Raw genomic sequence first — 15553 nt, forward strand, 5'->3', positions numbered from 1 at the left:
AAATCATTTTTCATTTTCGATACGGCAGATTCTATTTCGTTACTGTTTCCAGGCTGCTATTTATTTCTTAGCGTTTTTTACTCTTTTTGTTCTTGAAAGAAGTCTTCTTTCCTTTTTTCTTCTTGGAGCTGTCGTCTGCAGATGTATCTGCTGCGTTACTCTCTGTGGAAGTAGTTCCTTCTTTCTTGTCTGCTGCTTTTACAGAAACTGTCTTTGTGCCGGAAGCTGCTCTCGCAGCCTTCGCTTCCTCACCAAGTCTTGTCTTCATCACATACCACAGTGCACCTGTGATACATACGGATGTATATCCACCGCAGATGATACCTACCATCAGAGGTGCAGCAAATTCCTTAATGGAGCTTACACCAAGGATATACAGAGCAACGACCATGACAAATGTTGTAAAGTTTGTATAGATCGTTCTTGTCAGTGTCTGAGTAATACAGCGGTTTACAAGATCCTTCAGATCTTCTGTACGGCTCTTTGTTGCCAGCGCCTCACGGATACGGTCAAAGATAACGATCGTACCGTTGATAGAATATCCGACAATTGTCAGCATACATGCGATAAATGTATTTCCGACAGATACTCTTGCGATCACATAGAATCCAAGAACTACAAGTACGTCATGCATCAGTGCGACAACAGCACTTGTTGCGAAACGGATATCTTTGAAACGGAACCAGATGTAAAGCAGCATACAGATTGTAGCAATGATCACAGCTATAACAGCATCTCTTCTCATCTCGGAACTTACTGTTGAGCTGATATTCTCTGTAGCGATATCAGATGCCTCTACCCCGTAGTTCTCATTCAGATAAGAAGCAAGTGCTTCACGTTTCTCAAGATCAAGTGTCTGTGTCTTGAAGACTGCCTGATTGCTGTCTTTTACTGTCTGAACCTGAATATTCTTATCTCCTGTGATCTCTTCCAGGCTTGGGATCATCTGGCTGTCGATCTCTTCGAGAGTATATTCTTTATCAAATGTTACATTTGTTGAAGTACCGCCTACGAAATCAAGGCTGTAGTTCATCGCACCGATTCCTCTTGCATGGTTCACGCCCATCATGACCGGTCCGGCCAGGCAAAGGATGATGGAAACAATGAAGAAAATCTTTTTCTTTCCAAGGAAATCAACTGGTTTACGTTCTTTCAGATGTCTTCCGTATACTTTCTCATTGCGGATGCCTGCTCCATAGAATGCAAAGATGATCAGTCTTGTGATCACGAGTGCTGTAAACATGGATACGACAATACCAAGTGCAAGTGTCTGGGCGAATCCCTTTACAGTACCACTTCCGCGAAGCCACAGCACACCGGCTGCGATCAGTGTTGTGATATTTCCGTCAACGATTGCGGACATTGCTTTCTGGAATCCTGATTTCAGTGAAGCGTGTACGCTCTTTCCTGCTGTCAGCTCTTCTTTCACACGGGCGAAAATGATAACGTTCGCATCTACCGCCATACCGATACCAAGGATGATACCTGCAATACCCGGAAGTGTCAGTGTGATGTCAAATGCATTTAAAAGGATTAAGATCAGTTCTGTGTAAAGGATCAGTGCAAGACTGGATGCAAGTCCCGGAAGGAGGTATACCCAGCACATGAATACACATACGATTGCCAGACCGATGATACCTGCGATCAGACTTCCTTTCAGAGCGTCCTGTCCAAGCTGTGCTCCTACAACTTCTGAGCTAAGCTCTTCAAGTTCCAGATTCAGTCCACCGATACGGATTGTAGAAGCGATGTTATCAGCCTCGTCATAATCCATGTTTCCTGAAATCTGAGCTTTTCCATTCTCAATCACTGCATTTACGCTTGGCACGCTGATCAGAGAACCATCATAGTAAATAGCGATTGTGTCATGGTTATTGTTATAAGCTTCTTCTGTTGCTGTCTTGAACTTCTCTGCACCCTCATCTGTCAACTCAAGATCAACACCATACTTTTTATTTCCTGTTGTTGAGTCGTTGAGCACTCCGGCTGAAGCTGTCTTTACTTCTGTACCTGTCAGTACGATGGAGTCTGTATCTTTCAGTTCGTCGATTGACTTATTCAGTGTATATCCGGAAGCTGTCAGGGAATAGTTTTCATTTCCCTCACTGTCTTTATGCTTGATAAAGTACAGTGAACCCGGCTGTCCAAGTTCTTCCAGGATCTTGTTTGCGTCGCTCACACCCGGAATCTCGATACTGATACGGTTGTCTCCAACCTGATAAGCCTGTGCCTCTGTGCTGTACTGCTCCACACGTTTTTGAAGCTTGTACACGGTGTCATCCATGTCTGCCTGAGATGGCTTGTCACCTTTTACCTGATATGTAATGCTGACTCCGCCTTCCAGGTCAAGACCGAGATTGATGTTCTTCGCAGCTCCCATTCCCTTTAAATCAAGTCCAAGCACACAGGTCATACCGAAGAGTGCTGTAACTGCGATTACGAGAATGAGGCTGAGAATACTCTTACCTTTCTTCATCTCTTTCTTTCCTTTCTTGACTACTGCTCTCTAACTTTATTGTTCTTCATCCGCCAGAGCAGCCTTTATCATGATCGCACATTCCACACGTTTTCTCTCCATCTCACAGCTCACTTCGTAAGTATCATGGATCGTATTGTGGAACTTGTAAGAATTCGCCATACAGCCGCCACTGCAGTAAAATCTGGCAAAGCAGGTTCTGCAGCTTTCCTTGGAATATACGCTGCATCCACGGAATTCTTCCGCAATCTCCGGTTTTGTAATTCCCTCATCGACATTTCCCATGAGGAATTCTTCCTGTCCTACAAACTGATGACATGGGTAGAAATCTCCCCAAGGTGTCACTGCCAGATACTCTGTACCTGAACCACAGCCGGACAGACGCTTAGACACACACGGTCCACCTTCGAGATCGATCATGAAGTGGAAGAAATTGAATCCTCTTCCGCTCTTCTCGCGCTCGATCAGGAATTTTGCGAGTTTATCATATTCTTCAAAGATCTGTGGAAGATCTTCTTTCTGGATTGCATATGGTTCTGTGTCATCACCTACTACAGGCTCGATTGACATCTGCTTGAATCCAAGATCTGCGAAATGTTCTACATCCTTGGAAAAATCCAGGTTATTTCTTGTAAATGTACCTCTAATGTAGTACTTCTCCTGATTACGGCTCTCTGCCAGCTTCTGGAACTTCGGAACAATCAGATCATAGCTTCCTTTTCCGTTACGGAACGGGCGCATCTGGTCATTCACTTCTTTTCTTCCATCAAGACTGATGACAACGTTGTCCATCTCTTTGTTCACGAACTCCTGAACTTCATCGTTCAAAAGAACTCCGTTTGTTGTAAGTGTGAAACGGAAATGCTTGTCATGAAGTTTTTCCTGCTCTCTTCCGTAAGCAACCAGGTCTTTGACAACCTGCCAGTTCATCAGCGGCTCACCACCGAAGAAGTCAACCTCAAGGTTTCTTCTTGTTCCTGAATTCGCGATCAGGAAATCAAGTGCTTTCTTACCAACCTCGTAAGACATCAAAGCTCTGCGGCCGTGGTATTCTCCCTCTTCCGCAAAGCAGTACTTACAGGCAAGGTTACAGTCATGTGCAATATGAAGACATAAAGCCTTAACAACTGTCTTACGCTGCTTTACAACGTCGATAAAGCTCTCATAAATGTCTTTTGTAAACAGACGTCCCTGTTCCGTCAGTTCTGTTACTGCCTCTAAAATATCCAGCAGATCTTTCTCAGAATATTTCTCTCCAAGCTCTTTTTTCAATGCTTCTGCTGTTTCCGGAGATTTCAATGTCTCCACTGTATGATCTTCATTCATGCGATTAAGCACTTCGATGACATCATACGCTTCCTGATCCACAACATGTACAGCTCCGCTGTTCACGTCGAGGACGATATTATATCCATTGTTCTGGTACTGATGTATCACGTGGATACCTCGCTTTCTATATGTATTTGTAAATCTATTTGTAACTGTTCAAAGCCCGGCATTTTCACAATGCAGCTCTAAGCAGATACGTCTAAAACATGCTTAAGGCAGCGATTTGCACCGCTGCCTCACCTGTAATCCTGTTGCTGTTTTTCGCATAATTGCAGGCAGTATCACCGCTCAAAGCAACTCTGCAGCAACATTATCTTCACTTTCAGGTTTTCTTATTTTGCGTTTTCGCAAGTCTGGTTTCCTACTGTACAGGATGTCTTACATGCAGACTGGCAAGATGTCTGGCACTCTCCGCATCCACCTTTTTTAACTGTGTTGTTCAGTGTCTGTGTATTCAGTGTTTTAATGTGTTTCATTTTTACTCCTCCTAACTTCGCACATATTGCTTTCGTTATTATAGCACACACAGCCAGGTTTTTAAAGTATTTTTTCACACATCCGTCTGGTTTTTCTTCATGAGACCATCCCTCCGAGCATTCCGCCTCCGGTACAAAGTACAAATGTCAGAAACAAATCGCCTGTCCCTGACGAAACCTCACGGTACATTCCAAATGAGATGAGCAGTAATAGAACAAAATAGAGCACTCCGGTTCCAAGCCCCCAGAGGAACTTCTTTTGGCCTTCCAGTTTTCCCATCACAAAGCCTCCCGAGAAAGTTCCTATTACATAAATGAGAATAATTCCCAGATTCACATTTTCTTCACTCAATCCTGCTTTATAAAGGAGAAGTGCAAGAATTAACAGAAACATTCCTGTGACCAGATAGGCGCAAAGTAATGCCTTCACTAAATTTTCTGCGTATATTATCCCTTTTTTCCCATGATTTTCTCTCATTTTCTTTTCCTTTCGATGCATGTCCGGTTTTCCACTGATACTATTCTATGCATCCTCCCGGAAAAATATGACACTTTTAACTTAACTGCCTCCCAAGCAGATCTGCTGCGCCTGCCGCAAACTTCTTTTCCATCTCTCCGAAATGCTTTTTCTCATTTTTCTGCAGAAAGATCACTCCACCTGCAATATCACCTTCACTGAGAATCACACTGATTATTTCCTCGCTGTATTCACTCCTGTCTTTTGTAATTGCTACAAACTCAGCGTCACTGCTCTTTTTCAACACGGTCTTTCTTTCTTGAAACACTTCTGCCAGCTCTGCACTCAACAGCATTTCCTGAAGTTCTTTCTTCCCGTTTCCTGCTGCCGCGATCACCTGATCTGTATCAGTGATACAGACTGTACAATCAAGTGTCTTCGAAAGACTATCTGCATAAATCCCTGCCAGTGTTCCTAATTCACCGATTGGAGAATATTTCTTTAAAATCACCTTCCCTTCTCTGTCTGTAAAAATTTCCAGTGGATCACCTTCACGGATCCGCAATGTCCTTCTTATTTCTTTTGGAACTACGATTCTTCCAAGATCATCTATCCTCCGGACTATCCCTGTGGCTTTCATGGCACATTTCCTCCATAATTATATTTTAATTAGTATGTGGTAAAATATAGGAAATTATGTTCTTTTTATGATAAAATGTAACTGTTCAGAGCCAAGCAAAATTTCATAAAACAGGTGTAAAATGCTTGCATTTTTAAGACTGTTTTTGAAATTTTATTTGGCGGATACGCCACACCGACGAAATGCGTAGCATTTTGGAGGTTGGCTCTGAACAGTTACGATAAAATAATTAATACTGATTATGAAACAAGGAGATTTTAAATGAAAATTGTATTTTTAGATGTCAAAACAATTGGAGAGGATATTGATCTTTCCGCATATGATGAACTCGGTGAAGTTGTAAAGTACAGCTTTTCTTCACCTGAAGAAGTCCCGGCGCGTGTCACGGATGCCGATGTGATCATATTAAATAAAGTTCCGGTCAATGAGCAGACTATTGGAACTGCAAAGAATCTGAAACTCGTCTGTGTCACAGCCACAGGCACGAACAACCTGGATAAGGAATATCTTGATTCAAAAGGAATTGCCTGGAGAAATGTTGCCGGCTACTCTACAGAGACTGTCGCACAACACACATTTGCAATGCTTCTCTTTCTATTAGAAAAGCTGCGCTATTATGATGATTATGTGAAAGAAGAGCACTATGTAAATGATGTCTCTTTCACTCATTTTGCAGAACATTTCACAGAAATCCATGGAAAAACCTGGGGGATCATCGGTCTTGGGGCAATCGGCAGACGTGTTGCTGAGATTGCACGTGCATTTGGAGCGAAAGTCATTTACTACTCCGCCTCCGGTGCTCCGGCGCAGGAAGGTTATGAACAGGTTGACTTTGAGACATTGCTTACGCAGTCTGATATTATTTCCGTCCACGCTCCACTCAACGAGCATACAGAAGGACTGATCAACAGCAAAACGTTTGAAAAAATGAAATCTTCCTGTATTTTTCTGAATCTCGGAAGAGGACCGATCGTCGATGAGCAGGCATTATATAATGCACTGGTCAGAAATCAGATTGCCGCAGCAGGATTAGATGTCCTTTGTGAGGAACCAATGTCCGCATATAATCCATTGCTCAAGCTCAAAGACAGTAAACGCCTGCTGATCACACCACACATTGCCTGGGCGAGCGTGGAAGCGAGAACTCATCTGATGGAAATTATCCATGAACAAGTCAAGGACTTTTTTGCTTAAGATCAATATTTTGTTTATCCCTACAATTTTTCTGTAATTTGCAATCAATATTTTTCTGTAAAGTTTAAAGAAAATAATTGTAAACTCTGGGTAAAGTGTTTTATAATAGCCATGTACGTAATTTTTTGCAAGACGTAACATGTCAACTTAATAACTTAAGAAAAAGGAAAAAAGAAAATGGGAATTACAATGGTTTTGTCCTTGCTCAGCGGAGTTGCCCTCTTCCTGTACGGAATGGCACTCATGGGAGACAGTCTTAAGAAGGTTGCCGGTAACAAACTGGAACTTATCTTATACAAGCTCACAAACTCCCCAATCAAAGGATTGCTGCTGGGTACAGTCGTAACAGCGATCATTCAGTCGTCATCAGCTACAACTGTTATGGTCGTAGGATTCGTAAACTCCGGTATGATGAAAGTTGCTCAGGCAATCGGAATCATTATGGGTGCCAACATTGGAACAAGTATCACAGGCTGGATTTTATGTCTTTCTTACATTGATGGCTCCAGTGGCATTGCGCAGCTTCTGTCCACCGCAACAATCTCTGCGATCGTTGCGATCATCGGTATCATCTTCCGTACATTCGTAAAGAAGAAACCTTATTCCGATATCGGTGACATTATGCTTGGTTTTGCGATCCTGATGTTCGGAATGCAGACAATGAGTGGTGCAGTTTCACCTCTGAAAGAGAACCCACATTTTGTCAGCCTTCTGACAATGTTTAAGAATCCATTTATGGGTATTCTTGTTGGTATCGCATTTACTGCAGTGCTTCAGAGTGCATCTGCTTCTGTCGGTATCCTTCAGGCATTATCAATCACAGGCTCTATTACATTTGCTGCCGCACTGCCTATTACAATGGGTATCGGTGTCGGAGCTGCCTGTCCTGTACTGCTTTCTTCTATCGGTACGAACAAGAACGGAAAGCGTACAGCACTTATTTACCTGCTGAATGACTTATTCGGAATGATCTTTTGGTCTATCGTATTTTACTCAGTAAATGCCGCTGTCCACTTTACATTTATGGACATGGTCATGAGTCCTGTCAACATTGCTTTATTGAACTCGGTATTCCGTATCGCTACGATCTTGATCCTTGCTCCATTTATCAGCAAGATTGAGAAGCTTGTCTTCTTCCTGATCAAGGATACAGACGAAGACAACGAAGAGCAGGCTGATTTTGATCTGCTTGAGGAACGTTTTCTGGATTACCCACCGCTGGCGATCAGTCAGAGCCAGATGGCTGTTAACGGTATGGCAAAGAATGCCCGCAAGAATCTCATGCGCGCTTTCGAACTTCTGACAGACTTTAGCGACAGCAAGTTCAATAAGATCCAGGAAAAGGAAAACATGATCGACAAGTACGAGGATAAACTTGGTACTTATCTGATGCAGTTAAGTATGCATGATATGACACCTGAGCAGGCGAAACAGACCTCCAAGTTCCTTCATACGATCAGTGACTTCGAGCGACTTGGTGACCACGCAGTCAACATTTCCAGAGTTGCCCAGGAACTTCATGAAAAGTCCCGCACCTTCTCTGAATCTGCTACTTATGAGCTGAATGTGCTTGAGAAGGCATTGGTTGAGATTGTTGATCTTACAGTAAATTCTTTTGTAGATGAAGATCTTGAGACTGCTGCAAAGGTTGAACCTCTGCGCGAACTGATTGGTATTCTCTGTAATGATCTGAAACTTCGTCACATTAAGAGACTTAGAAATGGTCAGTGTGATCTGAATACCGGATTTGCTTTTAATGACCTGCTTACAAACTACGAGCGTATCGCAGCGCACTGTTCTAACGTTGCTGTAGCGATTCTCGAGCTTGATTCTTCTAACTTTGATATTCATGAATATACAAAGAGTGTCCGCAAGCTGAAGGATGAAACTTATCTTACAGCCTTTGAGGAATATGAGAAGAAATATGATATCAACGGATATCAGCCGGAAGCTGAAGCAGATAAGAAATTCTCTGCAAAAGCGAAGGATAGCGAGAAGAATAAGGACAACGAGAAATCTTCCGGAAAGAAGAAAGACAAAGACAAGAAAAAAGATAAAAAGAAATAAATTCTTTTCTATTTTATTTAAAAAAGGAACAGCTCTTTGTGAGCTGTTCCTTTTTTGTATATATTCTTCTTACGTGCAATACCGAAATGTCTTATCCGTAAGAATTCTTGCAAAGATCAACCCTAACGGAAGAGCTGCAACAATCAGTATTGCCGCCGCAAACCAGGAAGCTGATACAGAAAGATTCATTGTTCCCAGATTATAAAATCCACGGTACAGATACAATCCAGGAACCATGATTACAATCGACGGAACCGTGACAGAGATTCTCGGATATCCGACCTGATTTTTAATCATAGTTGCCAGAAGTCCGGCTGTTAATGCTCCGACAAATGCTGCTGCCGCCGGAGGCAATGCCGTCAGATCAACCAGTTCCAATCGCAATGTATTGGCAATAGCACCGATTCCTGCCGCCACTGCCGCAAGGCGTGTAGGACTGTTGAACATAATCGAGAATCCAAACACACCACAAAAGCTTGCAAGTAACCGGAAAATAATCCATTCTTCCTGCGTCAGATCAAGTTTCAGGAAATCCACAGGTTGTAAATTTAAGACTAGTGCCATGATCCATGCAGACATTGTAGCTACCAAAACAATAATCAGTGCATACATGAGTCGTTCCATGCCAGAACGCATGTCCAATTTTGCAAGGTCAATTCCACTTGTGATAAAAGGGAAACCTGGAATAATAAATAGCATTGCACAAATATATCCCGCCTCATGCTGGATTGGAATCGCCCACAAAATCTCAGCTGCTTTCAAGAGTCCCGCATAAACCAGACAGGCTGCCGAAACAGATGAGGCTATACACAAAAATAATGTGAAATGATGTTTACTCAATTTGCACCTGATAAAATTTCCAATCCCTGCACCGACAAATGCACAGAACATTTCAATCAATCCACCGCCAAGCAGAAATGTAAATCCACCGCATGCCAATGCTGCTGCCATTCCCAATGCAATTGGAGAATATAGTCCGTGAATCTCTTCAATCTGATCCAGCAGCTTATGCAGTTGTTCACCAGACATATCCTGTCCGCCCTGTTCGAACTCACGGATAAAGTGTTCCAGTCTGTTTAACTTAGATGTATTCACGCCTGTATTCGTCAGACACAAAGACTGCGTGAATCCATCATCACCATCAAAACAGGTATACTCAATCGACATCAAACCAATATCCGCTGTACACGTTATCCCCATCTCTTCTGCTAGTGCGTTCATAGAACTTCTCACTCTCCAAGCTCCGGTTCCACAGGAGAGAAGCATAATCCCCACTCTTCCGACAATTGATGCTTTCTCCGTCAAACTTGCTTGTGTTACCGGTATTTCTTCTCCACCTTTATCTGTGTATTCATGCCAGAGAATATCCATATGATTTTTTCTTATTTTCTGTGTCTGCATCTCATTCACTTCCTCTTTATTCCAGGTCAAGGCTTTCCGCTCCGGCCTTTTTCATCATCTTCTCTCTGCATGAAAGAACAATCCCATCAATCTCATCCAGATGATGAAGCATTCGTTTCTCAAATCCATGAATTGGAAGTAAAACTCCTATCTCGTCAAATCCTTTCTGACGCTTCTCACCGGTATCCTGCCCATAATAAACTTCCACTCTCGGAGCCTGTTTCTGAATCTTCTGGAAAGTATCCCAGACAACTGCATAGGCCTGTGCTTCTGTCAGTCCAAGCTTTCTGGTATCCGGTAATGCATATAACGCCATCACGCCACGCTTCTTGTTCTCTTTTTTCTCCTGAATCTGCATGCCCTCTGTATAGGAACGAACTATGTCATATCCGTCAGCAAGATACAGTTTTGATCTAGGTGCACATTGATGTTGCCTGTACGTCTCATGGAACTTTTCATATTCATGAGCTGTTACTTCCCTTTTCTTACTCTCCAGAAGCTTTCCCTCTACATCAGTCAGGAGAACCGGATTCTCTCCTGATTTTCCATGAAATTTCTTTGGAATCAGATATGCGTCCCGAAGCAGATCAAACATACTTCCTCCGCACAATTCAAGTAGCAACGCGCTGACATCTCCATTTTTATACGCCTGGAGCAAGACCTCTGCAAAATGTCTGTCGCCATCGTCATTTATCTCCTGATAGTTTTCCAAATGCTCATAAAACACTTCATTTAACCGGTCACAAGCCTCCTGTGAACCGAGAACCTTAGATATAACCGCTTCTACAGCTTCTTCACGTGGTAATACTGTCTGCATACTTACACTTCCTTTATTATTTCTTTGTTTGTCTTTTGCTTGTTAAACAGAACAAAGTCCCACTTATTAATATAGAAAGCGCCGGTTTCAAAGTCAAACCGGCGCATACTGTTTTATTCACATACCTGATATATATTTTCTACATAGGAATAGATTGGATCCGCAATATCTTCTTAAACAATACCTTATTTCAGAACTAACATTTTTTTGAACATATCCGCCGCAATGCTTGGTGGAAATGTATGATTCTCAACCAGACAGATTTCTCTCTCCGGAATATTCTCCTTTAGTGGAATCTGACAGACCTTTCCTTCCTCGATCACTGGTCTTACGAACAGCTCCGGAAGGAATCCAATGCCCAGTCCATTCATAATAAGCGGCAACACCTGATCGATCGTCTCAACTTCCGTATCCGGAGATAGAACCAGATCATTCTCCAGGAAAAATTTGGAATAGAACTCATAGGTTGTGCTTCCCTGCCCAAGAGAAATCAACGGATTCTCAATTAAGTCTTTCAGCCTCATTGGTTTTTCTTTCCCCTGAAAAGAATGATCTCCCACTGCAATTTCCTTAAAAGACATTAAAGAAGTACTTTTCAACGGTTTCTTTGCCTGAAGCGGCGTAGTCACAACTGCAAAGTCCGCCAGTCCGTTCTTGACGGACTCAACTGCCTCCGGCGTGGAATGATTCAGAAGTCTCAGCCGAACACCCGGATATTGCTTATGAAAGCGCCCCAGTATAGGAAGAAGTAAAAGATGAAGTGCAATCTCACTCGCACTGATCGTGATACTTCCGCTCTCCATGCTTCGCTCCATTGCAAGTTCCGCTTCAGCCGCATGAAGATGCTGATATGCAACAGAAACATGCTGATACAGCTTCTCTCCTTCCGCTGTAAGCGTAACTCCTCGATTAGATCTGACAAACAATTTACACCCAAGCTGATTCTCCAGATTATTCATAAAATGAGTAATATTCGGCTGGTTGCTCATCAATACTTTCGCCGCTTTAGAAAAGCTCTTATACATTGCTACATAATAAAAAATCCGGTAATAATCATAAGTAATTTCCATAAGTCCCCCCTAAACTGACACTAATCTGTTACTCTCCACCTGCAGAGGTGGGAGTCAAACCACATCTGATAAATCATATAAAAAATGTATATCTGTCATAACAAATATGTATTTTTATTTCTTTGTTATTTATTATATACTGAATGACGAAAAAATCAAACACATTCATTTACGAGGGGCGATATCATGATCAAGCAAAATATTAAATTTCTCACAACCGGACAATTTCTCACTTTTTCACACACTTGTAAAAATCTTTCTTCGGATGTGCGCATCCAGGATCTTGAGAACCACAATCGCGTAGATATCAACGGAAAAGATCTTTCTGAACTCGCCACGATCCAGCTTGGTCTTCCGTTTCTCCTCGTTATTCATGGAGAAGATGAAAAAATAGCCAGAAGAATGTTGAAGAAGTATTGTGCATAAAAATTGAGTTGCCGTTTACACTCTGTATAAGCAGCAACTCAACTCTTATTACTCTCCCCAGACTTCTTCTGCAATTTCTTTCACAAGCTTTAACTTTGCCCATTGTTCCTCTTCTGTCAGTTTGTTTCCGATTTCACAGGAAGCGAACCCACACTGTGGACTGAGATAAAGTCTGTCTAATGGGATATATTTTGTAGCTTCATGAATTCTCTTGATTACAACTTCTTTCTCCTCGAGCTGAGGTGTCTTCGTTGTAATTAACCCTAATACCACTTTTTTATCCGGAGACACCTTTGCAAGCGGAGCGAATCCGCCGGATCTTGCATCATCATATTCAAGGAATAATGCATCCACATTTTCTTTTGCAAAGACATAATCTGCTACAGAATCATACGGTCCGCTTGTAAAAAATGTTGAATGATAATTTCCTCTACAGATGTGGGAAGTGATTACCATATCCTCCGGTTTTCCTTCCAGTGCAAGGTTATTCACTTCAAGAAGCTCTTTTTTCACATCTTCAATATCCGTTCCAAGAAGTTTGTATCTCTGCTTTGCCGCATCCCCGACAATTGCTCCCCAAGTACAGTCGTCAAGCTGAAGATTTCTGCATCCTGCTTCATAGAACTGACGGATCACTTCCTGATAAGCTGTTCCAATGTCGTGGATCAGTTCTTTGTTTGTCTCATAATATTTTCTCGTATTTTTATAGTTGACCGGAATAATCATCTGCTGGAACATCTGCGCCGGCGCCGGAATTGTATATTTTGCAACTGTGTTCTCATCCTCAAACTGTTTCAGGAATTTGAAATGTTCTACAAACGGATGCGCCTTTGCCTTTATCTTTCCTGTCAGATAAGTATCTTCCAGTGATGCCAGCTCTCCATCAAACTGTACCCCGCTGCCGGTCTGTTCATGACCGACACCTTCAAATCCCCACATAAAATCCAGATGCCAGTAAGTTCTTCTGAACTCTCCGTCTGTGATCACATGAAATCCAAGCTCTTTCTGCTTTGCTACAACTTCTGTAACCGCTTTATCAATGATCTGATTCTTTTCTGCTTCGCTGATCTTTCCTTCCTGATAATCTGCATTCGCTTTCTTAACCTCTTCCGGTCTCAAAAAACTTCCCACAAAATCATATCTGCATGGTGTCTGATATTTGCTCATAAATTAATTCTCCTTTTATTTTTGTAAGTGATGTTTTATCTGCAATTATCTTATCATTCCATGCTTATTTTGAAAAATATATAAATTTATGCATTTGTCATAGTTTGAAGCTATGGTGAGTAACCCTCTATTATATTTATGGGCTATCACTCCACCCAGAAAACATAATCATCTTTTCTGGGTTTCGCCTCTTCTATTTCTTCATCCGGATATCCAAGTATACAGTGTCCGATACCTTCATACTCTCCTGTCACTCCAAGATCAGACAAAATCTGTTTTCCTTCTTCACTTTCAAACTCTTCCTTTGCACGATGAATCCAACAACTTCCAATTCCTTCTGTATGTGCTGCCAGCATCAGATTACCCATTACAAGACTTCCATCATACACATGTGTTGGCCAGTCTTTCTCTGCCAGTACAACCAATACCACAGGTGCTCCATAAAACGGATCAAATCCTTCATCCCATCCACCAATCTTACGATTCATCTCTGAAAGTCTGTCTCGTAATTCTTTATTTGTCACTGCCAGAATAATAGATGCCTGGTGTCCTCTTCCATTTGCTGCATAAGTCCCCGCCTCTACAATTCGCTCGATTATGTCTCTTGGAATCATATCAGTTTTATACTTGCGAACACTTCGTCTGTTGATTATTGCTTCTCTTGTTGTCTCTACTTGTTTCATTTTGAATAACCTCCTGTTTATTTCTTTTACTGATGTATTATTTCTAATAAGAATACTACACCTATTATACATTATCAAGAATTGTATTTAACAAAAAGGACGAAGCTTACACCTTACTGGTACAAATCTTCGCCATTTCTTTCACTTTTTCAACTATATTTCTTTCACCCTTGATCAAATCACAAGAATCTCATCCTGCACCGGTCCATACACTTTCGTTTCTCCCTCCGAAGTAATATGCACATCATATTCCAGTCTCACACCATACTTATCTGTATACAGTCCCGGTTCTATGGAAAACATCGTACCAGGGAGCAGACAGCGGTCATCATGTGTTTCATAATCATCCAGATTGGCACCAATTCCATGACATCTGTGACCGATATTATGTCCTGTCCGGTGCATCAGATACTGTGCACATCCAAGCTGTTCGAATCTTTCTTTCAGCCTTCGATCCACTTCATATCCTCTGACTTTTTCTCCTGCATCTAATCTCGCCTGAATAAACTGTCTTGCATCTTCCCGCGCATCATATACGATCTGAAACCATTTCTCATACTCCGGATCAATCTTTTCTCCGACATTCATGCACCAGGATACATCATAATATACCGCATCCTCTTCCGGAAGACGTCCGGCAATATCTATGATCAATCTGCTGCCTTCACGAATCTGCTTCGAACCATTTTCTTTCGGTTCATATCCCGGATCACAGGCATGCTCATCAACTCCGAAAAACGGCGGAGAATCCATATAGATATTCTCCTGCCCTATCAGTTCCTGCATCTGCTGAAGCATCGCATACTCATCAATATAATTACCTGCATCTATATTCTCTCTGATCCAAGAAAATGTATCAGTAAGAATCTTATGTATGATAACTCCAGCCTGTCGGTGTGTCTCGATCTGATGTTCCGTTAGTACCGCACCGAAATGCTGCATCATATCTGCACTTGTAACCGGTTCGATTCCGTAAGTTCTAAGATACTCGATCAGGCCGGCATCCATAGAGCTGATTGTCGGGACATTTCCACCCGGAGAGTACTGGCAGGCAATCTTCATACCCGGCTTCAATAATTCTGACAGCACTTTCTTCTGTCCTTCAATTCCATGATATAACATTTTCTCTCCCAGAAGATGATCAAGGAGATGCGGCTCAATTGCTGAAAGCACCTTGACTGGTTCACCCTGCGTCGGAATCAGATAGAACATCCTTCTTGTGCAGAAACGATTTCCAAGCTCAAGAAACTCTTTTGTGATAAAATCATGTCCCTGGAAATCTGTAAACAACCAACCGTCTAATTCTGCTTCCTGTAATAAGATCTGTATCTTTGCAATATCCAACTTAAT

Annotated in this window: 14 protein-coding genes; 3 read left to right on the forward strand and 11 right to left on the reverse strand. The window is 42.0% G+C overall.

Annotation, left to right across the window (positions count from 1 at the left end):
* Positions 1–67: 67 nt before the first annotated feature.
* The 5 genes from secD to ACZ47Z_RS11335 all read right to left on the reverse strand — a co-directional run bounded on the left by secD (position 68) and on the right by ACZ47Z_RS11335 (position 5378).
* Positions 68–2476, reverse strand: coding sequence for a protein translocase subunit SecD (secD, locus tag ACZ47Z_RS11315; RefSeq protein ID WP_464525585.1), 2409 nt, complete (start codon positions 2474–2476; stop codon positions 68–70).
* Positions 2477–2512: 36 nt separating this feature from the next.
* Positions 2513–3913, reverse strand: a complete 1401-nt coding sequence (scfB, locus tag ACZ47Z_RS11320; RefSeq protein ID WP_020436924.1) for a thioether cross-link-forming SCIFF peptide maturase — start codon at positions 3911–3913, stop codon at positions 2513–2515.
* 224 nt (positions 3914–4137) lie between these two features.
* Positions 4138–4281, reverse strand: coding sequence for a six-cysteine ranthipeptide SCIFF (gene scfA, locus ACZ47Z_RS11325; protein WP_015528090.1), 144 nt, complete (start codon positions 4279–4281; stop codon positions 4138–4140).
* 97 nt (positions 4282–4378) lie between these two features.
* A complete protein-coding gene (locus ACZ47Z_RS11330) occupies positions 4379–4759 on the reverse strand; it encodes a TIGR04086 family membrane protein (RefSeq protein WP_155512125.1) in 381 nt (126 codons plus the stop codon).
* Between the two features lie 76 nt (positions 4760–4835).
* The gene (locus ACZ47Z_RS11335) at positions 4836–5378 is read right to left on the reverse strand and encodes a stage V sporulation T C-terminal domain-containing protein (RefSeq protein WP_054753857.1); all 543 of its coding nucleotides are present in this window, start codon (positions 5376–5378) and stop codon (positions 4836–4838) included.
* A 261-nt stretch (positions 5379–5639) separates the two neighbouring features.
* Between ACZ47Z_RS11335 and ACZ47Z_RS11340 the strand changes: the two genes are divergently transcribed.
* Positions 5640–6572 carry a D-2-hydroxyacid dehydrogenase gene (locus tag ACZ47Z_RS11340; protein WP_464525586.1) on the forward strand — a complete coding sequence of 311 codons (933 nt, stop codon included), beginning with the start codon at positions 5640–5642 and terminating at the stop codon, positions 6570–6572.
* A gap of 177 nt (positions 6573–6749) precedes the next feature.
* A complete protein-coding gene (locus tag ACZ47Z_RS11345) occupies positions 6750–8639 on the forward strand; it encodes a Na/Pi cotransporter family protein (RefSeq protein WP_055147510.1) in 1890 nt (629 codons plus the stop codon).
* A 69-nt stretch (positions 8640–8708) separates the two neighbouring features.
* Here ACZ47Z_RS11345 and ACZ47Z_RS11350 read toward each other — a convergent pair whose 3' ends face one another.
* The 3 genes from ACZ47Z_RS11350 to ACZ47Z_RS11360 form a co-directional block, all read right to left on the reverse strand.
* Positions 8709–10040, reverse strand: a complete 1332-nt coding sequence (locus tag ACZ47Z_RS11350) for a threonine/serine exporter family protein (protein ID WP_423248942.1) — start codon at positions 10038–10040, stop codon at positions 8709–8711.
* A 16-nt stretch (positions 10041–10056) separates the two neighbouring features.
* Positions 10057–10857 carry a DUF4866 domain-containing protein gene (locus ACZ47Z_RS11355; RefSeq protein WP_020435845.1) on the reverse strand — a complete coding sequence of 267 codons (801 nt, stop codon included), beginning with the start codon at positions 10855–10857 and terminating at the stop codon, positions 10057–10059.
* 185 nt (positions 10858–11042) lie between these two features.
* A complete protein-coding gene (locus tag ACZ47Z_RS11360; RefSeq protein WP_055147516.1) occupies positions 11043–11927 on the reverse strand; it encodes a LysR family transcriptional regulator in 885 nt (294 codons plus the stop codon).
* Between the two features lie 186 nt (positions 11928–12113).
* Between ACZ47Z_RS11360 and ACZ47Z_RS11365 the strand changes: the two genes are divergently transcribed.
* Positions 12114–12353: a hypothetical protein gene (locus ACZ47Z_RS11365; RefSeq protein WP_054753851.1), complete on the forward strand. Its 240-nt coding sequence runs from the start codon at positions 12114–12116 to the stop codon at positions 12351–12353.
* 48 nt (positions 12354–12401) lie between these two features.
* Here ACZ47Z_RS11365 and ACZ47Z_RS11370 read toward each other — a convergent pair whose 3' ends face one another.
* The 3 genes from ACZ47Z_RS11370 to ACZ47Z_RS11380 form a co-directional block, all read right to left on the reverse strand.
* Positions 12402–13520 (reverse strand): 5-methyltetrahydropteroyltriglutamate--homocysteine S-methyltransferase, encoded by a 1119-nt coding sequence (locus ACZ47Z_RS11370; RefSeq protein ID WP_227155796.1) that lies wholly within the window; start codon positions 13518–13520, stop codon positions 12402–12404.
* 146 nt (positions 13521–13666) lie between these two features.
* Complete coding sequence (locus tag ACZ47Z_RS11375) at positions 13667–14203, reverse strand: nitroreductase (protein WP_055147522.1); 537 nt, start codon at positions 14201–14203, stop codon at positions 13667–13669.
* A gap of 174 nt (positions 14204–14377) precedes the next feature.
* A complete protein-coding gene (locus ACZ47Z_RS11380) occupies positions 14378–15547 on the reverse strand; it encodes a M24 family metallopeptidase (protein ID WP_054753846.1) in 1170 nt (389 codons plus the stop codon).
* Between the last annotated feature and the right edge of the window lie 6 nt (positions 15548–15553).

It is taken from the genome of Mediterraneibacter faecis (genome assembly GCF_055383675.1).

Excerpts from the sequence above, each read along its gene's own strand:
- secD (WP_464525585.1), bottom strand. The coding sequence starts at position 2,476 with ATGAAGAAAGGTAAGAGTATTCTCAGCCTCATTCTCGTAATCGCAGTT.
- scfA (WP_015528090.1), bottom strand. The coding sequence starts at position 4,281 with ATGAAACACATTAAAACACTGAATACACAGACACTGAACAACACAGTT.
- ACZ47Z_RS11330 (WP_155512125.1), bottom strand. The coding sequence starts at position 4,759 with ATGAGAGAAAATCATGGGAAAAAAGGGATAATATACGCAGAAAATTTA.
- ACZ47Z_RS11335 (WP_054753857.1), bottom strand. The coding sequence starts at position 5,378 with ATGAAAGCCACAGGGATAGTCCGGAGGATAGATGATCTTGGAAGAATC.
- ACZ47Z_RS11340 (WP_464525586.1), top strand. The coding sequence starts at position 5,640 with ATGAAAATTGTATTTTTAGATGTCAAAACAATTGGAGAGGATATTGAT.
- ACZ47Z_RS11345 (WP_055147510.1), top strand. The coding sequence starts at position 6,750 with ATGGGAATTACAATGGTTTTGTCCTTGCTCAGCGGAGTTGCCCTCTTC.
- ACZ47Z_RS11350 (WP_423248942.1), bottom strand. The coding sequence starts at position 10,040 with ATGCAGACACAGAAAATAAGAAAAAATCATATGGATATTCTCTGGCAT.
- ACZ47Z_RS11355 (WP_020435845.1), bottom strand. The coding sequence starts at position 10,857 with ATGCAGACAGTATTACCACGTGAAGAAGCTGTAGAAGCGGTTATATCT.
- ACZ47Z_RS11360 (WP_055147516.1), bottom strand. The coding sequence starts at position 11,927 with ATGGAAATTACTTATGATTATTACCGGATTTTTTATTATGTAGCAATG.
- ACZ47Z_RS11365 (WP_054753851.1), top strand. The coding sequence starts at position 12,114 with ATGATCAAGCAAAATATTAAATTTCTCACAACCGGACAATTTCTCACT.
- ACZ47Z_RS11370 (WP_227155796.1), bottom strand. The coding sequence starts at position 13,520 with ATGAGCAAATATCAGACACCATGCAGATATGATTTTGTGGGAAGTTTT.
- ACZ47Z_RS11375 (WP_055147522.1), bottom strand. The coding sequence starts at position 14,203 with ATGAAACAAGTAGAGACAACAAGAGAAGCAATAATCAACAGACGAAGT.